The 22,103-nt window shown below is 45.2% G+C and carries 17 protein-coding genes; 4 read left to right on the top strand and 13 right to left on the bottom strand.

Annotated features, from left to right (window positions below; genetic code table 11):
• Positions 1 to 37: 37 nt before the first annotated feature.
• Positions 38 to 2,746 carry a S8 family serine peptidase gene (locus AC1DFM_RS31600; protein ID WP_477080776.1) on the bottom strand — a complete coding sequence of 903 codons (2,709 nt, stop codon included), beginning with the start codon at positions 2,744 to 2,746 and terminating at the stop codon, positions 38 to 40.
• 794 nt (positions 2,747 to 3,540) lie between these two features.
• Here AC1DFM_RS31600 and AC1DFM_RS31595 point away from each other — a divergent pair.
• Positions 3,541 to 4,368, top strand: coding sequence for a M57 family metalloprotease (locus AC1DFM_RS31595; protein WP_477080775.1), 828 nt, complete (start codon positions 3,541 to 3,543; stop codon positions 4,366 to 4,368).
• Positions 4,369 to 4,515: 147 nt separating this feature from the next.
• Here the strand turns inward: AC1DFM_RS31595 and AC1DFM_RS31590 are convergent, their stop codons facing one another.
• Positions 4,516 to 5,541 carry a sensor histidine kinase gene (locus AC1DFM_RS31590; RefSeq protein ID WP_477080774.1) on the bottom strand — a complete coding sequence of 342 codons (1,026 nt, stop codon included), beginning with the start codon at positions 5,539 to 5,541 and terminating at the stop codon, positions 4,516 to 4,518.
• A gap of 167 nt (positions 5,542 to 5,708) precedes the next feature.
• Here AC1DFM_RS31590 and AC1DFM_RS31585 point away from each other — a divergent pair, with 167 nt between their 5' ends.
• Entirely contained in the window at positions 5,709 to 7,871 is a 2,163-nt protein-coding gene (locus tag AC1DFM_RS31585) for a S46 family peptidase (RefSeq protein ID WP_477080773.1), read from the top strand.
• 127 nt (positions 7,872 to 7,998) lie between these two features.
• Here the strand turns inward: AC1DFM_RS31585 and AC1DFM_RS31580 are convergent, their stop codons facing one another.
• Together AC1DFM_RS31580 and AC1DFM_RS31575 are read right to left on the bottom strand one after the other, a co-directional pair.
• On the bottom strand, positions 7,999 to 8,892 hold the full coding sequence (locus AC1DFM_RS31580) for a class I SAM-dependent methyltransferase (protein ID WP_477080772.1): 894 nt from the start codon (positions 8,890 to 8,892) through the stop codon (positions 7,999 to 8,001).
• Positions 8,893 to 8,917: 25 nt separating this feature from the next.
• Positions 8,918 to 10,465, bottom strand: a complete 1,548-nt coding sequence (locus AC1DFM_RS31575) for an acyl-CoA mutase large subunit family protein (protein ID WP_477080771.1) — start codon at positions 10,463 to 10,465, stop codon at positions 8,918 to 8,920.
• Positions 10,466 to 10,561: 96 nt separating this feature from the next.
• Between AC1DFM_RS31575 and AC1DFM_RS31570 the strand changes: the two genes are divergently transcribed.
• Entirely contained in the window at positions 10,562 to 11,470 is a 909-nt protein-coding gene (locus AC1DFM_RS31570) for a M23 family metallopeptidase (protein WP_477080770.1), read from the top strand.
• Here the strand turns inward: AC1DFM_RS31570 and AC1DFM_RS31565 are convergent, their stop codons facing one another.
• The 4 genes from AC1DFM_RS31565 to AC1DFM_RS31550 all read right to left on the bottom strand — a co-directional run bounded on the left by AC1DFM_RS31565 (position 11,471) and on the right by AC1DFM_RS31550 (position 15,455).
• On the bottom strand, positions 11,471 to 11,989 hold the full coding sequence (locus tag AC1DFM_RS31565) for a DUF7935 family protein (protein ID WP_477080769.1): 519 nt from the start codon (positions 11,987 to 11,989) through the stop codon (positions 11,471 to 11,473).
• A 149-nt stretch (positions 11,990 to 12,138) separates the two neighbouring features.
• The gene (locus AC1DFM_RS31560) at positions 12,139 to 13,278 is read right to left on the bottom strand and encodes a pyridoxal phosphate-dependent aminotransferase (RefSeq protein ID WP_477080768.1); all 1,140 of its coding nucleotides are present in this window, start codon (positions 13,276 to 13,278) and stop codon (positions 12,139 to 12,141) included.
• 195 nt (positions 13,279 to 13,473) lie between these two features.
• A complete protein-coding gene (locus AC1DFM_RS31555; RefSeq protein ID WP_477080767.1) occupies positions 13,474 to 14,214 on the bottom strand; it encodes a DUF4397 domain-containing protein in 741 nt (246 codons plus the stop codon).
• Between the two features lie 44 nt (positions 14,215 to 14,258).
• Entirely contained in the window at positions 14,259 to 15,455 is a 1,197-nt protein-coding gene (locus AC1DFM_RS31550; protein ID WP_477080766.1) for a serine hydrolase, read from the bottom strand.
• A gap of 213 nt (positions 15,456 to 15,668) precedes the next feature.
• On the opposite strand from AC1DFM_RS31550, the gene secDF reads away from it, so the two are divergent.
• On the top strand, positions 15,669 to 18,830 hold the full coding sequence (gene secDF / locus AC1DFM_RS31545) for a protein translocase subunit SecDF (RefSeq protein ID WP_477080765.1): 3,162 nt from the start codon (positions 15,669 to 15,671) through the stop codon (positions 18,828 to 18,830).
• 167 nt (positions 18,831 to 18,997) lie between these two features.
• Here secDF and AC1DFM_RS31540 read toward each other — a convergent pair whose 3' ends face one another.
• The 5 genes from AC1DFM_RS31540 to nusB all read right to left on the bottom strand — a co-directional run bounded on the left by AC1DFM_RS31540 (position 18,998) and on the right by nusB (position 21,848).
• The gene (locus tag AC1DFM_RS31540; protein WP_477080764.1) at positions 18,998 to 19,294 is read right to left on the bottom strand and encodes a HesB/IscA family protein; all 297 of its coding nucleotides are present in this window, start codon (positions 19,292 to 19,294) and stop codon (positions 18,998 to 19,000) included.
• 68 nt (positions 19,295 to 19,362) lie between these two features.
• Positions 19,363 to 19,959, bottom strand: a complete 597-nt coding sequence (gene coaE / locus AC1DFM_RS31535; RefSeq protein ID WP_477080763.1) for a dephospho-CoA kinase — start codon at positions 19,957 to 19,959, stop codon at positions 19,363 to 19,365.
• Between the two features lie 98 nt (positions 19,960 to 20,057).
• Positions 20,058 to 20,408 (bottom strand): preprotein translocase subunit YajC, encoded by a 351-nt coding sequence (yajC, locus tag AC1DFM_RS31530; protein WP_477080762.1) that lies wholly within the window; start codon positions 20,406 to 20,408, stop codon positions 20,058 to 20,060.
• A gap of 29 nt (positions 20,409 to 20,437) precedes the next feature.
• Complete coding sequence (locus tag AC1DFM_RS31525) at positions 20,438 to 20,881, bottom strand: DUF1573 domain-containing protein (protein WP_477080761.1); 444 nt, start codon at positions 20,879 to 20,881, stop codon at positions 20,438 to 20,440.
• A gap of 37 nt (positions 20,882 to 20,918) precedes the next feature.
• Entirely contained in the window at positions 20,919 to 21,848 is a 930-nt protein-coding gene (nusB, locus tag AC1DFM_RS31520; RefSeq protein ID WP_477080760.1) for a transcription antitermination factor NusB, read from the bottom strand.
• Positions 21,849 to 22,103 lie beyond the last annotated feature (255 nt).

Below are 22,103 nucleotides of genomic sequence, written 5' to 3'. Positions count from 1 at the left end.
ACAATAGCTTTTTGCTTTATGCTTTCTGCGTTATGCTCTACCGCCCCTGTTTCACAAATTGTCTGGTATACACCCGTTTCCCATCCACATAAATACTGCAATTGAAAACACCATTGGGCAGCTGTTGTACAGGAATAACTTCCTGGCTATCTTCCAGATTACGTTGCATCATAATACGGCCACTCATATCAGTAATCACCAGTTTCCGGCTGCGGGCCTGTTCAGCTAAGATGTATAACTGCGAACTAACAGGGTTAGGGAAAAGGAGTATTTTATTGTTTAGAAAGATATTCACGGAAGCAATATCTGAATATATATTTTGGCCATCTGTAGTGAGCAAACGTACGCGGTAATGTACTACGCCCTCTGAGGGGGACTGATCCAGCCAGTTAAAATTCATGGCTTCCCCAATAGCCGTAGAATCCAGTGCTATCCATCCTTTGGAGGAAGATCGCTCCCAGTAAAGGGTTTTAAGATGCCAGGTACTTCCGAGGGTAAGGGAAAGCAATACTTTGTTGTCAGTGGTTTTATCGGCCAGCAGGTTTCGCACATAGCAACCTACTCCCTGTAGTGTGTAATTGGTGGCATAGCTGCGCAGGCCGGTCCAGCCGGCAGCTGCTACGGGACTTACCGCAAAGTACAGGGAAGCCACCGTGGATTTCGGTACAAAGAGAAACGTATCACGGGTTTGGCTATACGGAATAAGCGTAGTATTTCCCATCGTATATAACTGATAGGCAGCAGCACCAGGTTGTCCGTTCCAGTAAAGCAATACCGTATCGGTGCAGTTAAAGCCGGTATGTATCGTCAGTTGTGGCGAAATATAGCAGGGCGCGCTGATAAACGCGGTATCCGGCAAGGTGAGTTTAAACCATGCTTTTTCGAGGATGTTAGGTGTGATCCAGTTGTAAATGCCGGAGGCCACCGGCACATTTTGCACAATGGGGAGCCAGGTATGGCCGCTATCGGTGCTGTACGAAATATCACCGTTACCACTATACGTAGTTTCCCATTGCAGTGGTATATTTTGTGCCGCGCCGAGGATGTTTTCCGGTGCGGGGTTTTGCCACTGAAAGCTCTGCAATGGCATAAATTCATAAACCAGGTAAAACGACTGGCTGGCCGTAGCCAGGGAGCTGCCTTTTACACGTAGTTGTAATGGTCCCGCTGCCGGATGATCAATGGTGATTTGCTCGGTGTTATTGAGGCTGTCGCGGCCGCGTTTAGCCGGGGCATTTAGGGAATCTGCGGCCGGGTAGGAGGAAAGCACCCATGGCAACCAGCTATTGTTCGTCGTAGTGGCTACCAGATCCAGGTCATTTACAAGCGCTTTAGCGGCGTTTACCGATGCTGGTGGATCATTCCAACACAAAGTTATTTTTACCTGCTGTATGCCTGCCGGAACGTTGATAGAGAAGATGGCAGGCGTACCATTGCTGACAGATCCTGTCAGTAGCCTGTTTTCCTGCAAGGTTTGCATGGCGGCCAATATATGAAAACGACCAAAACCATCTGTATAAGATGGCGTTATTCCTGAAGGGCGTTTGGCACTATTGATCAGGATTGCTTTTACCAGTGCGGAAGACATGGGGCTGTTGTGTTGTTGTAGCCAGGCATCCTGTAACAGGGCAGTTGCACCGGAAGTAAGGGCGGCAGCGCCGGACGTGCCGTCTTCACCATATGCGGTGATATCAGGTTTAATACGGCCATCATAGGCCGGTCCTCTGGAACTTAAGGGCATGATGATGCCTGCGCCGTCTGTACCACCTGTTACGATCACATTTTTAGCCTGTTTAAAATTGCCGGACAAATTAGCATAGCTGGCAATACCCTGATACCGCCCGTCGGCAGGCGTGGTGTTACCGATATTGCCGGAAGAATATACATGCACAAGGGTATCTGCTTCGTAAATCTGTTGATCATAAGCAGCTGCTTCTGCTCCATAATAATTTTCTATGCCGGTACCATACGAATGATTTTGTATGGTGATACCGGATTGTTGGTAATACTTATCATCATCCGGCAATAGGCTACTGTTGTAATCTGCGGAACTCAGCTTCACCTGTGGCGCCACACCTTTTCCGTTTTGCCCGCTATTGGCTGCGCCTCCAATGAGCGTAGCCATGATAGTGGCATGGGAACTGCTTAATGCAGAAGTATAGGCAGAAGGAAGATACCGCCCTTTCAAATCAATATCCGTAGTGTCAAAACGATCTTCTTTAACGGAAACGACTATACGTTTTCCTTGTACCAAGGGAAATTGTTGTTGCGTAATAAGTACACCGTTGAGTGTCAGATTGCTGGTGTTGATAATTATTTCCGGCCTGGGGCGACGAATACGGTCGGCAAACAACACCGCCGGTTGACTGATAAACGCTTGCCATTGCTGCTTTTGAACGGTTACCACTGCGGTAGAAAAACGATCCGAACGGGTACGTACAACGGCGTATGCCAATGTAGTATGCGGAGTATAAGACACCTGTGTAAGGATACTATCGGCATCCGGAGTATGTTCCAGTTGTATCAGCAACGGGGTGCTGGCTTTATAGTTGGAATTGGCGCTGTAGCAATATCGGAGACTACTGTCTGTTGGAGGCGTTTGCAGAATATAATGATATCGGCTGATAGCTTGTATTAGTCCATATTGTAGCAGTACCCCCGACGCAGGCGCTTTTTTGAATTTAACCAGGTAAGGCGGACCGGGATGTGAACGGGAAAACGTGTCAGCTGCATATCGTTGCAGCATGCTATCGGTTGAAATTTTTTGTTGTGCAGCGGTACTATAACAGTAACATAGCAGCAAAGTTAACAGGGACCATATTTTCAGCGGATTACTTTTCATGCGGCGTTGTAACAATAGTTCGGTGATGTAGGGCTATATGTTGTTGCTTAAAGCTACTATATTTAGGTTGTCAACGCAATTTTAGCCGGATAAAAAACAAAATATTTTTTTTAAATAAAACGAAAGTTGTAATATTGAAAAAGGGAAATCCTAAGAGCAAATTTTCGACAAAATCTGAACAAATCTAAACAACGATCTGGAAAACMATTTCACAAGTTAGTTAATCTGTAAAGCAAATCCTTGTAGCCGGAAGTAGCCGGTATTACTGAATCATCGCCAATCCATTGAAAAGCAGATGCTGTGTCATTACAGGCATCTTAGCTGTTGTAATTATCCAAAAACGAGAGCACACTTCACCGTGGTTTTTTGGGATTATAAACAAAGCGAAGCAATTGCATTTGTGGCAATAGGCTGAGCATTTTAATAAGTGTATGAAATGCACTTATTAATAAATGTTCCTGTTGCCGTACCACAAATCATTGCAGGCATGTTGTAGTTATTAATAAACCGGAAAGATTGCACCAGCAGCAATTAGCCGGGCATTATCCATGTGTGTAATCTGCACGCGTAATAACATGGTATGCCTGGTGAGCATGGCCGGTATTTCGGTGACGTATAATTGCCTGTTCACTAAAACAGGCAACCTGGATATCTTTTTTCTAAACCAAAACCCAAAAAACAAACCAAAATTTGGATCTATGAGAAAACAAACAATTCCTGTTCTTTGCTGCGTGGCAGCCACTTTCCTGTTCGCCTCCTGCCAAAAAAATGGCGCACAAAAAGAAGAAGTAAAACCTGATCCGGTATCAGCCGAAGTGTTAGCCCAGATTAAAGACAACGGTTTCAGTACAGACAATGTAGTAAAAACAGAAGATGGTTACCTCGTTGAAGGCGATATCCTGTTGACTGCAGACCAGCTGAAAACGAAGGTGGTAAGCCCTGTGCTCAGGGTGGCAAAAACAGAACAATACCGTACTAATTTACTGGTGACCGCCTTACCACGCGTCATCAAAGTAAAAGTAACCAGTCTCGGTGCTGCATTTATCGCCGGCGCAGATACTGCTATTGCCCGCTACAACAGGTTAGGACTGCGTTTTACTTTCCAGCGTATTACCAGCGGTACTCCTGACATCACCATTAAAGGATTTAACCAGGGCCCAAGCGGTGGCTACATTACGCTGGGATCTTCCGGTTTCCCTACCAGCGCCGGTAATCCTTTCGGTACTATTAAGATGAACACTAACCAGTATGCTTATGGTTCCAATCCTAACGTACTGTATGTAGGCTCTGTTATCCAGCATGAAATTGGTCACTGTATCGGTATGCGTCATACCGACTATATGGATCGTTCCTACAGCTGTGGTGGTAGTGCTGTAAACGAAGGCGATGGCGGCGTAGGCGCTGTATACATCCCTGGCACCCCTTCCGGCCCGGATGCAAACTCCTGGATGCTGGCCTGCTCTAACGGCGGTAACCGCACCTTCAACGCCAATGATATTATTGCACTCAATTACCTGTATCATTAATCGTTGTAAGAGCTAATCTGTTAAGGTATTTCCGGTTCCTGGAATTTTTTGATGCTGGAGCAGTACCAGAGCGGGATCTCTCTCCCGAAATAAATACTGTTATCAAAAAATTTCAGGCCGGAAATACTGTTTGATATAAGCCATCAGTTATGCCTGTAGTTGTAGTGTAATCGCGTACGCCCCATTGTCTTCACTGATTTGCAATTCATATTTATCCGGATACAAATGATCCAGTCTTTGCCGGGTGTTGGTAATGCCAATACCAGTCTGGCTATTATCCGATACCATCCTGAATAACTTATTGCTGCAGAAAAAATGGATATGATTTTCAGAAGTAGCCAGCTGAATATTTATTTCTGAGGGTTCATGATTGCTGACCCCATATTTGAAGGCATTTTCCAGAAAAGGAAGCAATACCAGTGGTGCAATACACTTTATACCAGGACTGCCGGTAACAGAAAAGTTTACCTGCGTTTTGGTGGTTAGCCGTAGTTTTTGCAGATCTATATAATCACGCAAACAATCAATTTCATTTTCCAACAGTACATAGTCATGCCGCGTATCTTCTGTAACATACCGGAGCATGTTCGACAGCTTCATAATGCTCATGGCCGTATTTTCGTTACGTGTCATGGCGAGGGAGTAAATATTGTTAAGGGTGTTGAACAGGAAGTGTGGATTGATCTGGGCTTTCAGAAAAGATAATTCGGCCTGGGTTTTACGTGTTTCCGCATAGAGTGCCTGTTGCTCGGTTTGCCGCCGGCGCCGGGTAATTGCCAGCGCAATACTTAGTGAGATGGTGAGCAGAAACAGGAAATCGCTGACGGTATCCAATTTCAGCAGCGGTAACCGGTGGGCTGCTACCGGATGCGGTGTCCGGCTAAATAAATGATCAAAGGGCCGCATATAGTTGATCATCAACAACAATAAGGATACAAAACAAAAGTACAATACATAACGCCTGCGGAAGTACAAACGGGGCAGGAGAAAGTAAGTATGAAAATAGAATAATGCTACATATGTTACCCCGAAAACAAGGTAATCTGTGGAAAATAAGATGGAAAGTGCCGGATGGTCGCCCGTTTGCCCGCTAATAAATAGTAGCGGTAAACTAAGGCATATCAGCCACCCTGTGATGTGTGCTATTACTACCGAAGATTTTAACCGGAACATTTGCGACAGATAGATAGAAAATGAAATTGCGGCAATCCGCCCAGATAAGCAATGGGATCTCTGTAAATAGGGCGTTTATGTCGATGAATCACAGGAAACACCGGGTTATCTTTTCCCGCCTCCCCGAATTATAGTAAATTGCCTGTTTTATAAAAAGAATATCAGATATGTTGCAACGAATCGTAAAACGGGTGCTAGTATTAGTATTCCTTGTACTGGCGCAGCAAACCTATGCTACAGAAGGCATGTGGCTGCCGCAGCTGTTATCCGGTCTTAATGAGAAAGAGATGAAAGGAATGGGCATGAAAATCAGTGCCGCGGATATTTACAGTATCAATAAAGGTAGTTTGAAAGACGCTATCGTGAGCTTCGGCGGTTTTTGTACGGCAGAAGTCATCTCTGAGCAGGGGTTACTGCTCACCAATCACCACTGCGGTTATGATGCCATCCAAAAGCACTCTTCCCTGCAGAATAACTTCCTGGAAAATGGTTTCTGGGCGAAATCTGCTGTAGAAGAGTTACCTAATCCAGGCCTCTTTGCCACCTTCATTGTCCGCATTGACGACGTTACCAAAGCCGCCCTGCAGGATGTAAAACCCGGCATGAGCGAAAGAGAACGCCAATCGGTGATAGATAAGCGTTTAAACGAAATCAAACTGGCCGCCCGTAAGGAAAGCTGGCAGGATGCCATGATAAAACCGTTCTATGAAGGCAACCAGTATTTCCTGTTCGTAACAGAAACCTACCGCGATGTACGACTGGTAGGAGCCCCACCATCTGCTATCGGGAAGTTTGGATCAGATACGGATAACTGGGTATGGCCACGTCATACAGGCGATTTTTCGATGTTTCGTATCTATGCCGGTAAAGATGGTCGCCCGGCCCCTTATTCGAAGGATAATGTGCCTTTAAAGCCTAAATACGCCCTCACCATTTCCCTGAAAGGAGTGAAGCAAAACGATTTCACCATGGTAATGGGATTCCCTGGCCGCACCACCGAATACCTCCCGTCAGAAGCCGTGAAGCAAACCGTGGAAGTAGTAGATGCCGCCAAAGTGGAAATGAGAGATGCCGCCCTCAAAATCATGGACGGCTACATGCGTAAAGACGAGCAAATTAAAATTCAATATGCCGCCAAATATGCCGGTACTGCCAACTATTGGAAAAAATGGATGGGAGAAATGCAAGGTGTAAAACAAACCAACGGCATCGGTAAAAAACTGCAATACGAAGCTACTTATCGCCAGCTGCTGGATGCAAACCCGGTATGGAAGCAAAAATACAGCGGTGTACTCGATTCATTGAATGGATACTACCAGCAAATGCAACCATATGCGCAAACACGCGACTACTACAGTGAACTGGTGAAAAACGTAGAACTGTTTACCATCGGCGATCGCCTCATCACCTTCCTGAATGATGTACATGAAAGAGGAGAGGGGCAGTATGAAACCATGCGGGAACAATTCCTGGCGTCTATGCAGTCGTTTTACCAGAATTATAACGCCAAAGTAGACCACGACATCTGCGTCAGCCAGGTAGCGCTCTACGCCAAAGGGGTACCAGCGCAATATGCCGGCAGTGATTTTACACAGATCTGGCAGGAGAATAACAAAGACAGCCGCGCATTAGCGGATAAAATGTATGCACTCTCCGGTTTAACATCTCCCGAAAAATTGAAAACTTTTGTGCAACAACCCTACAATACAGTAGTAGCGCAAATGTGGACAGACCCCGCTACCCGTTTAATGATGGCTATGCGCAAAGGATTTGTGGACAATGTAAGTAAACCGCTGGCAGATATCCAATCTAATATCAACAACCTCCAACGCACGTATATGCAGGCGCAAATGGACGTGATGGGCAGCAAAAAAACATTCTACCCCGACGCAAACAGTACGCTTCGCGTTACTTACGGGAAAGTGGACGGTTATAATCCGCGTGATGCTGTTCACTACGACTTCTACACTTACCTCGATGGCGTGATGGAGAAATATATTCCCGGCGATTATGAATTCGATGTACCGGCCCGACTGATTGAGTTGTATAAGAAAAAAGACTACGGCCGTTATGGTGTTAATGGAAGAATGCCGGTTTGCTTTATTGCTTCCAATCACACTACCGGCGGCAACTCCGGCAGCCCTGCCCTGGATGCTTATGGTCGTTTGATCGGTTTGAATTTCGACCGTACCTGGGAAGGCACCATGAGCGATATTAATTACGACCCTTCTATTTGCCGCAACATCATGGTAGATATTCGCTATGTGCTGTTTATAGTGGATAAGTACGCAGGATGTACCCGTTTGATAGACGAGATGAAATTGCAATAGAGCAGAAAGCATAAAGCCGAAAGCAAAAAGCTATTGAGGCGAATGATCAAAGCGTATATTAAATTCGCAATGGTCATTCGCCTCAATAGCTTTTTGCTTTCGGCTTTATGCTTTATGCTCTATGCAGTTAGATCCTGCACTCGTATACAATCGAGCTACATTGATCCACCACTTTTAATCCCTTTCTATAAGAGCGGAAGCCATGGAAAAAGCCCTGGAATAAGCGGCTCTTGCCGGTTTTATATTTTTCACTGAGTAAGCTAACATAGAAGCCATCAAACACCATAGGGTGTTTTTTTACCAGTTTAATCTGATGTTGTGTGAGTAATTTCTCCATTGCGCCTGGAGAAAAATGATAGAGGTGTCTGGGTACATCATAGGCCGCCCAGTATTCTTTGTAGTAAGCGGCATCGGAAGAAGTATAGTTTGGAACGGCGATCAGCAGGGCCCCGTTGGGTTTCAGCAGGGTACGGATATGATCCAGGTAACGATGCAGATCATGTACGTGTTCCAGTACATGCCACATGGTGATGGCGTCATATTGTTGTGCCGGCAAAGTATACAGGTCTTCTATGGGCAATGCGGTTATATCATAAATTGTTTTGGCATTGTGGCGGGCATTTTCATCGGGTTCCAGACCGGTAACCGTCCACCCACCTGTTTGCATATAATGCAGGAAAGCGCCGGTACCACTGCCGATGTCCAGCAGGTTGCCTGTTTTCATACCAGCCGCATTACGCACCCAGTTTTGTTTGGAACGCAACGTAATTTTTCTGACGCTGTGGTATAAACGGTTAATAAGGCCTTGCTTGGTTTCTGAATGAGAAATATATTCCTGCGATTGGTAATAACGGCCAATAGATGCACCATCTGGTACATTTTGTGTAAACCGGCCACCACAGCCTCCGCAATGGAAGATATCAAATGTTTCTTTGGATACAGTAAAGTCTTTGGCAGTTAGCGCTTCCTGGATTTGTGATGATCCACAAAGCGGACAGGTGTTGTGATAGATTAAACTCATTTGTTTGTTGAATACGCTTATATAATTATTTATACTCTCCCCATACTTCTCTCAGTACATCTGCTATTTCTCCCAGTGTGGCCAAATGTTCAACTGCCGTTACTACCAATGGCATCAGGTTTTCGTTGCCGTTGGCAGCTTCACGGATGCGGGCCAGCGACTGTTGTACGGCTGCATTGTTGCGGCGTTCGCGGAGAGATGTTAGTCTTTCAGATTGTAATACGCGAATACTATCATCAATACGGAACACCTCCGGCGCTGTTTGGTCAGCCGCTGTAAATTTATTAACACCGATGATCACTTTTTCATTATTCTCGATCTCCTGCTGATAGCGGTAGGCACTGCGGGCTATTTCATCCTGTACAAAGCCTTGTTCAATGGCACTCACGGCGCCGCCCATCGCGTCAATTTTGTTGATCAGTTCCCAGGCTTTGCTTTCCACTTCGTTGGTCAGCGCTTCTACATAGAAGGAACCAGCCAATGGATCTACCGTGTCGGCTACACCGCTTTCATATCCAACAATTTGCTGGGTACGGAGGGCAATGCGGGCCGCTTCTTCCGTGGGCAATGATAAAGCTTCATCATAGCCGTTGGTGTGGAGCGATTGGGTGCCTCCCATGGTAGCTGCCAGTGTTTGTATGGCTACGCGTACAATGTTATTGTGCGGTTGCTGGGCGGTAAGGGTACTACCACCCGTTTGTGTATGAAAACGCAGCATCTGCGCTTTGGGATCTGTAGCCCCCAGTGATTGGGTGATATGTGCCCACATCCGCCTGGCAGCGCGGAATTTTGCTACTTCTTCAAAGAGATGGTTGTGTGCATTGAAGAAGAAAGATAATCGTTTGGCAAAAACGTTGATATCCAGTCCCACTTCCTGCGCTGCTTTCAGATAGGCTTTACCGTTAGCAAGTGTAAAAGCGAGTTCCTGTACGGCATTAGCGCCTGCTTCGCGGATATGATAACCAGATATGGAGATGGTATTCCACTTCGGAACCTCTTTGCTGCAATACGCAAAAATATCCGTGATTACCCGCATAGAGGGTTTCGGTGGATAAATGAAAGTGCCTCTGGCAGCATATTCTTTCAGGATATCATTTTGAATGGTACCGGAAATTTTCTTCAGATCGGCACCCTGTTTTTTGGCGAGGGCAATATACAATGCCAGCAGTATAAAGCCGGTGGCATTGATGGTCATGGAGGTAGATATCTGTTCCAGTGAAATGCCTTTGAACAATATCTCCATATCTTCCAGTGAATCTATGGCTACACCTACTTTCCCTACTTCTCCTTCAGACATCGGATGATCTGAATCATAGCCTATCTGCGTAGGCAGGTCAAAGGCAACGCTCAGGCCCATTACGCCCTGACTGAGCAGGTAATGATAACGTTTATTCGATTCTTCTGCCGTGCTGAATCCGGCATATTGCCGCATGGTCCACAGCTTGTCGCGGTACATGGTGGCATGTATGCCCCTGGTGTAGGGGAAGCTGCCGGGTTGCTCTTCCATGGCTAACGGTTGGCTATATACCGGCGCTATCACAATGCCCGAATCGGTTTGAATGGTTTTTTCCATAGTATCAAAAACTAGCGTTGCAATGTTACATAATTATTATGGTACTTCGCCGCTGAGAAAAATATTGATAATTTGTGTGAAAGTTGGCAGGCAATTATGATCATTTATTGTTTATTAGGCATTACCCTCGTGCTGGCGCTATATAGTTTATACCTGGTATGGAAAGCCGGTAGCAGGCCACTGCGGGCTACTTACACTTATTTGTTGCTGGGGTTGTCCCTGGCTGTATTTCTTTATTTATATGGCACCTGGGTATATTTATCCATCTATGCAGGATATGTGTTTGGTGGCCTCCTGGTGGCGGTTTGCGCTGCTTATGTGCTGCGTAAGCATGATCATGCTGCCCAGCCTACACCGCTATGGAAGCGGCGTAGCAATATGATGTTGTCTTCCTTATTTATTTTACTCAGTGTTCTTTATTTTACCGGCACTACCGGTAAACCAGATACGGTGCGTTTATCGTTGCCGTTTAAATCCGGGAAATTTTATGTGTTGCAGGGTGGCAAAGGATTGCCTACCAATGTGTTCCACTTTAGTTTGCGTGGCGCGGTGTATGCGATGGATATTGTGCAGCTCAATAGCTATGGCGGACGTGCCAACCAGATTTTTTCCCGTAACCTCCACGACTATACTATTTTTGGCGATACACTCTATGCCCCTTGCGATGGCCTGGTAGCAAGGGCTTACAGCGATGACCCGGATAATATTCCTCCCAACATGGACCGCGGGCCGAAGAATACTAACCAGGTATTACTGGAAACGCCCGGTTATTATGTGTTTATGGGCCACCTCAAAAAAGGTAGCGTGGTAGTGAAGGAAGGACAGTATGTAAAACAAGGCGATCCCCTTGGCTGTGTTGGTAATTCAGGTTTTAGCACAGAACCGCACCTGCATATACAGGTACATGCCAAAAAAGCCGGCGTTCCCTGGTATCAGGGAAAACCACTTTACATACTGTTTAATGGAAAAGGTTATTTGTTGAATGAAGTGATCTACGCGCGATAATTACCGCATGATGCGCTTGGCTTCTGCATTGATAATCTGAGCCGCTAATTCCGCAGGAGATTCTCCGGCTTGCAGAAAAACTTCCAGGATCTGTTTGTTCAACTCCAGTGCGGACGCATCGGGAGGCAGTTGTACAGCTACCTGGTTGATCACGGAAATAGTTTGTTCCTTCAATGTTTTTACGGCTTCCCAGGTAGCGGTAGATACATAAATCTGTTGCGTTACATTGTGCTCATATTCCGCTTTGATTTGTTGTACCATGGCAATTTGCATATCCACAGCCGATAGGCCCGGGTGGTAAATTCTGCCAATCAGGCTTTGTGGGGTAATACGGTCTACATACAACGCCATCCGCTCATAAGCCTGTAACTGTAAAGGAAGTATGGCGGCGTTGACAGGTGCTTTTTTTTCTCCTTCCGGTGCATCTTCCGGCTTGTTTTTTTTGAAGAGATCTTTTATGGTCGGATATATAATCGCCACGGCGCCAATGGCAATGGCTATATACAAAAGTTTATTCACATCCATCTTTATACGTTATGCGTACAAATATATAATAATATTATATATAATTGAGTGTTAAGAATTAAGAATTTATGGGAGATGATAAACGCGGAGCATATTATTAGCTACCATCTTCCCATAAATTCTTTATTCATATAACTTCTTTTTTAGCTCAATTTTGCCAGCCAGGTTCTCAATCTTTCCACGCCTTTCTCCAGGTTTTCCATGCTGGTGGCGTAAGATAGACGAATACAGTCGGGCTGCTGGAACGCCACACCGGTAACGGTAGATACATTGGCTTTATGCAGCAGGTACATACACATGTCATCTGCATTGTTGACCTGCATTCCTTCATATGATTTATTGAAGAAGGCACTTACATCCGGGAACATATAGAAAGCGCCTTCCGGGTCATTTACTTTCAGACCTGGAATAGTTTTCAGGGCTTCATGTATGTAGGCACGACGTTTTTTAAAGGCGGCTACCATTTCTATGGCAGTGGTCAGATCACCGTTGAGTGCGGTGATAGCTGCCCGCTGGGTGATAGAGCAGGTGGCAGAAGTAAACTGACTTTGAATTTTATCGCAGGCTTTGGCAATATCCAGTGGAGCAGCCATATAGCCCAGGCGCCAGCCGGTCATCGCAAATCCTTTGCTGAGGCCGTTGATAATGATGGTACGATTGATCAGATCTCCAAACTGCGCAATACTTTCGTGTTTACCAACGTAGTTGATATACTCATATATTTCGTCGGAAATAATAAAGATTTGTGGATGTTTGGCGAATACAGCTGCCAGCGAAGCCAGTTCCTCTTTGGAATATACAGACCCGGTAGGGTTGCAGGGAGAGGAGAACATGAACAACCTGCTTTTCGGTGTGATCGCCGCTTCCAGCTGTGCCGCCGTGATTTTATAGTTATTCTCAATGCTGCACGGAACAAATACTACTTCACCCTGACACAGGCTCACCTGTTCTGAATAGGTGACCCAATAAGGCGTAGGGATGATCACTTCATCACCGGGATTTACAATGCTCAGTACGGCATTGGCCAGGCATTGCTTGGCGCCGGTTGATACCACAATTTGTTCTGGCGTATAGTCAAGACCGTTATCTCTCTTCAGTTTATGTACTACTGCCTTTCTTACCTCCGGATATCCAGCTACCGGGGTATAATGTGTAAAACCTTCATCAATCGCCTTTTTGGCGGCTTCACGGATATGTTCCGGGGTATCAAAATCCGGTTCTCCGATGCTGAGGTCTACAATATCTATACCCTGGGCTTTCAACTCGCGGCCGAGTTTAGCCATTTTAATTGTTTGAGGCTCGGAAATCCGTGACAGCCTTTCTGCTAGTTGATTCATATCTTAACATTGTACCGGAACAAACCTACAGAAAAAAAGTAGATTATACATGGAAAGATCCCGTATGGCTGCCATACCAACGCAGAAGGGGCCGTAATCACGGCCCCTTCTGTATTCTATCATTAAGAATTTATCTGCTGCTTAGAAAAGACTCGGGATGACATCCACGATTGGTTTATCAGCACCCGTGCTGCCTTTGGTACCCATAAAGTAAATAGTATACACGTTGCCTACACTGAGCGCTTTGCCAACCTGCGTCAGACTGGCATTAACCGCCAGTTCCTCGGTAGTGCCAGCTTTCTTTACCGAAATTTTAGTGTTATTGGTGAAGTTGGTATACTGAGTAAATCTGGTCGCCATAGCTACATCATTGATAGACATAGACATTTTGTTGCTTTCTATTTTCTCGTCACCCACATAGAAATCTACCAAATCGCCCGCGCCTGTGCCAGTAGACAGGTTCAGACAACGGATGTTGATTTTTTGTTGGCTGGCGGAAGTGAAATCGCTTTGAACAGCTACTGAGCTTACCGGGCTTTTACCCAATACTACCCAGGTATAATATCCGGTAGAGTCGTAAGAAGTACGGGAAGAAGTAATTACGCTGTCGGCGCCTCTCTTCCTCAGTTCAAACGTATGCGAGCCGCCATAAACAGGGTAATAAGCCAGGAAGCCATAACCAATGTTAGCAGTATCTTTGCTTATTCTCTGCGCATCAACATAAAAAGAGGCTGGTACCATACTGGTAGAGGCATTCAGGATCAGCACCTGTGCCTGAGGCCTGCTGGGTGTTACTTTATCATTCTTCAGACAGGAAGTGAATCCGATTGCTGCAGTCAGCAGGGCTACCGCGGCCCATACACGATTGTTCTTGGTTAGCATTTTGCTCTCAGTTTTTTAATTGTGTGTTATTGTCAGTTGTTTTTTTATTTTGGTTTGAAGCGGGACAGGTCTGGTAATATTTTTTTATCCCGTTGTACCTCTTCTGCATAAATAACTTCTCCTAATGCCCTGAGAAAGGGTTTACCTGTTTTCTCAAAAGCGGATTGATCATCGCCCAGTATCCCACTTGTATTCACAAAGATGCTGGCGGATAACAAGAACTCTGTGTTGTTGGCAAAGTCCACAATATAAGCGGTATCTGTCAGAAATCCGTATGCCCATCCTGGTTTATTGAATATCCTGACATGGTCGGGTATCCGGCTATTACTATCTCCCCCAAAAAGCAAAAATCTGGTATATGCCTGGTAAAATTGCTCCGGATCATATATTGGATCGGTTGACTCCTCCGGATATTGTGACATATGTTGATACAAAAAGCTATAATCTTCCTCTGTTAAACGGAACCGTTGCTGATTTGTTACAGCCTCTGGAAAAATTATACTTCGTAGTATATCATGTAAGTGCGTGAGGGGGAGTTTGTTGCGATGGGAAAAGTTCATGGGCTGGGCTTCCAGCTTGTCGAGGTGATTGTAGAAAGCTTGTCCGGCAAAATCCTGCCTGGGTGAGAAATGTAGCCCGCTGCATTGCGCCGCCTGATGATATAATACTACATTGCCTTCCTGGAATACAATCCCGTTTGTATGCTTATTCGCAGCTTCATAAAGGGGAAGCCCTACCCGGTGGCGTATTTGTGCCTGCCCATATCCCATTTCCCACAGCCGGCGGTTAAATGGCTCCTGGCCAATCAGCTCGTACAGCCGGTTAAACGCGTCGTTATCGCTTGTCAGGAATATTTTTTTAATGTAATGAGCTACAGAAGGAAGCCCGGAGGCGGCCGAACGATCGCGGCGAACGCCGGTATTAATGTCAGGCAGCGGATCTGTAAATAATGGCGTATTCCGGTGAAGGCCCGGGATCTGTAAATCATTTATTTTTTCCAGTGCCAGCGCCGCTGCCGGTAACTTTACCGTAGAAGCAGGGTAGAAGTAGGTATCTGGCGGAACGCCATAAAAATAATCTGTAAAATGGGGCATTTGCCGTTCATCCCGGTCTATCCGGGTGAAAATTACCTGTAATCGGTAAGTGGAAGGATCGCTGAAAACCGCGCCTAACCGGCTTTTTTGACTTTTCAGCAAAGCTGCCAGAAAATTATCTGTTGCCGGATAATGTTGGGTTTGCATATATTTGTCGTTGTTATTGATTGTAAAGCAAAGGAATAATATTAAAAAGACCAGAATCCAGGATCGCAGATTTACAAAAAAGTATGCCAGCTAACCTGCAAAAGCAGGCGCAGATTGATTCTGCGCGTCTTTTAACAAGGACTTTAATATATCGATTTTAATTCTATCTTTGCAACTCTTAAAATTTTTTTTTATAAACCCGAAACAAACAGTATGCAACTTAAAGGACTGGTAAGATTTTTTGCCATCGCACTGATCCTTATCTCTTTGTACCAATTGTCCTTCACGTTTTTGGTGCGGAACTATGAGAAGAAGATAGAGCAGCAGGCCAAGGACGATGTGGCCAAACAATACCCTACACCTGAAAAAAAATATCCGGGTGAAACAAACCAGGAAAAGGAACTGCGCGGTTTTTACGCAGATACACTGGCAGGGTTTATTAAAATGAGGAGACAAGAGATCGTGGACAGTACCAGCAGCATCAAGATTGCAGGTTTCCCATGGAATGTCACCTACACCAAAGCAAAAGAAAAAGAATTGAATCTTGGTCTTGACCTGGTGGGTGGTATGAACGTTGTACTGGAAGTAAGCGTAGAAGATGTAATTCGCGCTTTATCTGGTCAATCCAAGGACCCTGCGTTTAACAGAGCGCTGGTAAGGGCAAATGAACTCAAAAAGACAAACCAGTCAGATTTTGTTACTTTGTTCGGTCAAGCATACGCCGAAGTAGCACCACAGGGTAAACTGGCAACGATCTTTGCAAATGCCTACCAAAAGGATATCACCTTCAATTCTACCAATCAGCAGGTGCTGGACATGATCCGCAAGGAATCACGTGTTGCCATTAAAAATACCTATATCGTACTGCAAAAACGTATTGATAAATTCGGGGTGGCACAACCAAACATCAGCCTGGACGAAAACAAAGGTCTGATCTCCGTGGAACTGGCAGGCGTTGATAACGCTGCCCGTGTACACAAATACCTGCAGGCAACGGCTAACCTGGAATTCAGAGAAGTTTACAAAAACAGCCCTGAATTTTTCCAGAACGTACTGATGCCGATGAACGAAGCCATCAGAAACTCTCTGAAATCTTCCGCACCGGCTACTGCTGCAGTAGATACTGCCAAAGCAGCTACTGCCACCGCCGCTAATCCAGCAGATACCGCTAATGATGGCAGCCTGAAACAGTATATCTCTAAAAGCGATACTGGTAAAAATGCCAGCAAGGAACTGCAAATCAAAGAACAGCAGAAACAAAATCCGCTGTTCATGGTATTCATTCCTAACGCTGATCCTCAATCCGGTACTATCTTCCCAAGTTCATCTATCGGAAGAATCTTCCCTAAGGACACCGCTACTTTCAACCGTTACCTGGAACTGCCTGCTGTAAAAGCGGTATTACCTAAAGATGGTGTGATCGCTTTCGGTCCTGAAAATAAAGAAGACAAACACGGTCTGATGGCTGTTTACCTCCTGAAAGTAAACCCTGCGAACCCTACTCCACGCGTTGGTGGCGAAAGAATCGTAGATGCGCGTCAGGATATGGACCAGAACAACCAACCGGAAATCAGCATGACCATGGACAACGTAGGTGCCCATGAGTGGAAAAAGCTGACCGGTGAACTGGCGCCAAGCAATCCAAAAGATCCTAATACTTTCAACTATGTAGCGATTGTACTCGATAATATCGTTTACTCCGCTCCATCTATACAAGGTGAAATTGCGGGTGGCCGTTCTTCTATCAGTGGTAGCTTTACCATCGAAGAAGCCAGTGACCTTGCAAACATCCTGAAATCCGGTAAAATGCCGGCTCCTGCACAAATCGTACAGGAACAGATCGTAGGACCTACCCTCGGTGCGGAATCTATCGCTGCCGGTGCCAAGTCTTTCATGATCTCCTTCGGTATCATCTTCGTACTCATGCTGGTGTATTACAACTCTGCCGGCTGGGTAGCTAACATTGCTCTGGTACTCAACCTGCTGTTTACCTTCGGTATCCTGGCATCTATGGGCGCTACGTTAACAATGGCTGGTATTGCGGGTATGGTACTCACCATCGGTATGGCGGTGGATACCAACGTAATCATCTTCGAAAGAATCAAGGATGAACTGACCCATGGTAAATCTTATGCAGAAGCCGTATCAGAAGGTTACAAACGTTCTTATGCACCTGTATTGGATGGTCACGTTACCTCCCTCCTCACAGCATTCATCCTGTTCTACTTCGGTTTAGGTCCTGTACTGGGCTTCGCTACCACTCAGATCATAGGTTTGTTCCTGTCACTGTTCTGTGGTATCCTGGTATCCCGTATGGTAACAGACTTCTGGATGAAGAGAAAGAGACACTTCGAATACTTTACTCCTATTTCCCGTAAAGTATTTAAACACGCTGCTTTCGACTTCGTAGGAAAACGTAAATACGCTTATATCATCTCTGCTGTTGTAATGGTAGCAGGTGTATCTTCCTTCTTCCATGGCTTCGACCACGGTATCGATTTCTCCGGTGGACGTAGCTATACGGTTCGCTTCGAGCATCCGATGAACAGAGAGAAAGTAGCAGATGTTCTGAAGAAAGAATTTGAATCAGAAGTATTCGTTAAAACTATCGGAAGCACTAACCAGCTGAATATCACTACTGCTTACAAAATTGAGCAGCAGAGCCTCGCAGTGGATAAAGAAGTAGCAGATAAATTATACCAGGGCCTGAAGCAGTTCTATGATGGTTCTGTAACACCTGAAGCATTTGCTACCCGTTATATTGTTGGTTCACAGACAGTATCACCAACTATCTCCGACGACTTACGTGCTGGTGCGGTAAAAGCCACCGTGTTGTCAATTGTGGTGATCTTCCTGTATATCCTGTTACGATTCAGCAAATGGCAGTACTCTATCGGTACTATCTTCTCTTTGCTGCATGACGTATTGGTAACACTGGCAGTATTCTCCTGGTGCAGATCTTTTGTTCCATTCACCCTGGAAATTGACCAGCACTTCATTGCGGCGATCCTGACAGTCATCGGGTTCTCCATGAACGATACCGTGATTGTATTTGACCGTATCCGTGAATACTTCAGAACCGGTAAACATGGCCGCGACAGAGATACCGTTATCAATAAAGCGATTAACGATACGCTGAGCCGTACCATTATGACCTCCCTCACGGTATTCCTGACCATCCTGATCCTGTTTATCTTCGGTGGTGAAGTAACCCGTGGTTTCGCTTTCGCTATGCTGATTGGTGTGATCACTGGTACTTACTCTTCCATCTTCGTGGCAGCGCCGGTACTGGTTGACTTTGATAAAAAGAACCAACTGGCAAATGAATCAGAATCAGTGGAAGTGATTGCGCAGAAAGCAACAGCTGCTAAATAAGTAGGATAACTGAAATGATGTTTGATAAAAAAACCTCCTGGCTTGCCAGGAGGTTTTTTGTTGAGGGGAAAGCTAAAAGCTGAAAGCAAAAAGCTATTGAGGCGGATGATCAAAGCGAAGTAATAATCGCTAAGGTCATCCGCCTCAATAGCTTTTTGCTTTCAGCTTTATGCTTCCCGCCCCCGGAACACGAACCCTTTCGCTTCCGGTTCATAATCTATTTCCATCCCCATCAGGTACATGCTGTGGGCTTTTTTCATGATTACCGGAATACCATCTACCTCAAAAAGGTCATCATCTTCCATGATGGCGTCAAATCCCAGCATATAAGCTACGCCGKAACAACCGCCACCTTTAACGCCAACCCGCAGATAGGGAGCTTCTGTAGCGCCCTGCAGGAGTTTCTTCACTTCTTCCGCCGCACCGGGGGTGAGTTGTATCGGAGAAATATTCACCTTGTCCATTATCCTTATTTTTATCAAAGTTAGGCAAAACAGCAGGGGAGTACGGCAGCGCTATACCCCAGGTAACCTTAATGGGATGCTGCCAGTGCCAGTAATTCCTGGTGTAGTGCCAGTACTTGTGGGATCACCATATGCTGTTCGTCGTTATGTATTACATAATCACTCAACCGCATTTTAATGGTTTCATCAATTTGTTTGTAAATGCGCGCCAGCACTTCATCGCGGGTCATGTGATCCCGTTTCATAACGCGGTGTACCCGCAGTGGCTGGGGCGCAAAAACGGCGATGACTTTATCCAGATGGTGAAAAGATTCTGTTTCAAAAAGCAGGGCGGCTTCTTTAAGTACATAGGGGGTGGTTTGTTGACTGGCCCATTGGTCGGAATCCCGAATAGTGGCAGGATGTACGAGAGAGTTGAGTATAGCCAGTTTATCTTTGCTGTTGAATACAATATCTCCCAGATATTTCCGGTTCAGGCGACCATTGTTGTCGTATGTTTCAGGGCCAAAATGTTGCTTCACCTGTGCCATCAGTTCCGGATCACGTACCAGTATATCTTTTGCCCTGTCATCCGCATAATATACGGGGATGCCTAATAATTCAAATATTTTGCTAACCGTGCTTTTGCCAGAGCCAATGCCTCCGGTGATTCCTATCTTTAACATACCCCCAATTTAAATAAAAATACGAACCGGCCCATATGAATTACGGAGTTACAGGCCTGGGCCCGCAACTCCGTAGTATAAAAAGGTAATCTCTAAGCTTATTTGGTTTCAGCCGGTTTCTGCTGTTGTTTAGCTGAAGTATATTCCATGCTGATGGCAGAACGTTCAATCACGAAGCTGGTACCAGGACTCACTTCCATTACAACTGTATTGTCGTCGTTCATTTTCTTCACTTTACCGTGAATACCTGCGATGGTAACGATTTTGTCGCCTTCTTTCAGGTTATCGATAAATTGTTTCTGCAGTTTCGCTTTTTTAGTTTGAGGGCGAATCATGAAAAGCCACATGACAAGGATCATACCACCGAAAAACAGGAAGGAAACGTAGGAGTTGCCACCACCTTGACCACCTGCCTGAGGCGCCATTAATAAAATGTTCAGGATGTTCATCTATAATTGATTTAATAGTTTTGCCGGTCCTACTTGGTAATGATATTACACTGTATTTTAGGTCCTATCACATAACCGTCATTATTGTTGATTTTAACAGAAATCTCTTTCTCTGTGTAACCGGATTTGCCATGACTGTCAAAAATAACCTTCATATAACCGGATTGTCCGGGTTTGATGGGTTCTTTAGGCCATTCCGGTACGGTGCAACCACAGCTGGAGATGGCATCTTCGATCACGAGCGGACTGGTGCCTGTATTAGTGAATTTAAAAGAATACTCTACTTTTTCACCGGCAACAATTTCTCCAAAATTATGCACCTTTTCTTCGAAATTCAGTGCGGAGGATTGCGCATCATTTTTTACTTGTCCGCTTTCGGTAGCGCCGGTAGCGGCAGTATTCTTTTTGGCACTATTGTTACAAGCCGCAATCAGCAGGCTTCCACAGGCGAATAAACAGAACAGCTTTTTCATGGTTTTGCTATTTTTTAGTAAAAATAACTTTTCCCACTTACTTTTTGGGACGGTCCTGTTTTTGAACMATTTGCTCCTTTTCCAGGTCTTTCAGGATGTTATCCAGTATCCCGTTAATAAACTGTCCGCTCTGTGGCGTGCTGTAAGCTTTGGCCAGATCAATATATTCGTTAATGGTAACCTTAGTCGGAATGGTAGGGAAGTAAAGGAACTCGCAAACGCCCATTTCCATCAGTAACATATCCACCGCTGCAATACGTTCAGAATCCCAGTTTTGTAATTTGGGTTTGATCAGCTCCAGGCAGTATTCTTTTTTGTCGATTACTGTCAGCAGCAGTTCTTTTGCATAATCCAGCTTTTCTTTACTGATCAGCTGCAGGAAGTTGAAGAGATGCGGCTTGTTGAAATAATTATTGAGCAGGATCGTCATCATTTCCTCATCATCACCCCAGTGAAGGAAGGTATCTTCCATATGCTGTAGAAACAGCTCACTTTTCCCCAGTATTTCTTTATAGATGAATTCCAGTATTTCCTTTTCCCCGGCTTTTGTACGGGTATTATCTGCTATATAAGCTTTGTAGGTATCTGTAACTACCAGCTGGTTATAAAGCTTTCTGAGCAGATCATCATCTGTCTGCAGCTTCATTTTCCATTGTTCCAGATTTACCTGGAAGCCCTTGTCGCTGATTATCTGGTAAATAAATTCATTCCCTGCAATTTTGGTATTCACCTGCAGGTCCTCGGCGGAGGGTAAGTGTTTGGAGGCACGGGCCTGCGCATCAATTTCTGCGTATTGTGCCACCTGTACCACTGAATTAAGTAAGTAGGTAAAGATCTGACAGGTCTGGTCCAGCTTTTCATTTAAAAGTCTGGTAGCCGTACCTGGCTTAATACTGCTTTCATCCATCGTTTCCAGGGCGTAAAGTGTTTGCATCACCTTTACCCGGATGTTTCTTCTACTGATCATCGTATAAAAAAGAACTGGTATAAGGGCGCAAAACTAGAGAAAAAAATTCATATTTGAGGAAATTTGGGAGATAAAGCCATGGAGGCGGATTTATTATCCCCGGTAGGATATCGTCCCTATCTGTCATTTTTTCGGGTGGCCTGTCATGATTTGTCAGTGTGAATTCCAGTCAATACCTTCATAACCTGCTAATTTGACCCGAAAATCGCCTTGGCATAATTCTCGTGGACGGGAAGGAACAAAATTATAAACATC

It is taken from the genome of Chitinophaga sp. 05T412 (assembly GCF_056396465.1).
Note: the sequence above shows the minus strand (reverse complement) of the source record. Positions and strands in the feature narration are given on the sequence as shown.

What these genes read in the sequence shown, in the direction of transcription:
- yajC (WP_477080762.1), bottom strand. Translation starts at nt 20,408, where the DNA reads ATGAACATCCTGAACATTTTATTAATGGCGCCTCAGGCAGGTGGTCAA.
- AC1DFM_RS31595 (WP_477080775.1), top strand. Translation starts at nt 3,541, where the DNA reads ATGAGAAAACAAACAATTCCTGTTCTTTGCTGCGTGGCAGCCACTTTC.
- coaE (WP_477080763.1), bottom strand. Translation starts at nt 19,959, where the DNA reads ATGTTAAAGATAGGAATCACCGGAGGCATTGGCTCTGGCAAAAGCACG.
- AC1DFM_RS31575 (WP_477080771.1), bottom strand. Translation starts at nt 10,465, where the DNA reads ATGGAAAAAACCATTCAAACCGATTCGGGCATTGTGATAGCGCCGGTA.
- AC1DFM_RS31555 (WP_477080767.1), bottom strand. Translation starts at nt 14,214, where the DNA reads ATGCTAACCAAGAACAATCGTGTATGGGCCGCGGTAGCCCTGCTGACT.
- AC1DFM_RS31560 (WP_477080768.1), bottom strand. Translation starts at nt 13,278, where the DNA reads ATGGCTAAACTCGGCCGCGAGTTGAAAGCCCAGGGTATAGATATTGTA.
- AC1DFM_RS31570 (WP_477080770.1), top strand. Translation starts at nt 10,562, where the DNA reads ATGATCATTTATTGTTTATTAGGCATTACCCTCGTGCTGGCGCTATAT.
- AC1DFM_RS31600 (WP_477080776.1), bottom strand. Translation starts at nt 2,746, where the DNA reads ATGCTGCAACGATATGCAGCTGACACGTTTTCCCGTTCACATCCCGGT.
- secDF (WP_477080765.1), top strand. Translation starts at nt 15,669, where the DNA reads ATGCAACTTAAAGGACTGGTAAGATTTTTTGCCATCGCACTGATCCTT.
- AC1DFM_RS31585 (WP_477080773.1), top strand. Translation starts at nt 5,709, where the DNA reads ATGTTGCAACGAATCGTAAAACGGGTGCTAGTATTAGTATTCCTTGTA.
- AC1DFM_RS31550 (WP_477080766.1), bottom strand. Translation starts at nt 15,455, where the DNA reads ATGCAAACCCAACATTATCCGGCAACAGATAATTTTCTGGCAGCTTTG.
- AC1DFM_RS31525 (WP_477080761.1), bottom strand. Translation starts at nt 20,881, where the DNA reads ATGAAAAAGCTGTTCTGTTTATTCGCCTGTGGAAGCCTGCTGATTGCG.
- AC1DFM_RS31580 (WP_477080772.1), bottom strand. Translation starts at nt 8,892, where the DNA reads ATGAGTTTAATCTATCACAACACCTGTCCGCTTTGTGGATCATCACAA.
- AC1DFM_RS31590 (WP_477080774.1), bottom strand. Translation starts at nt 5,541, where the DNA reads ATGTTCCGGTTAAAATCTTCGGTAGTAATAGCACACATCACAGGGTGG.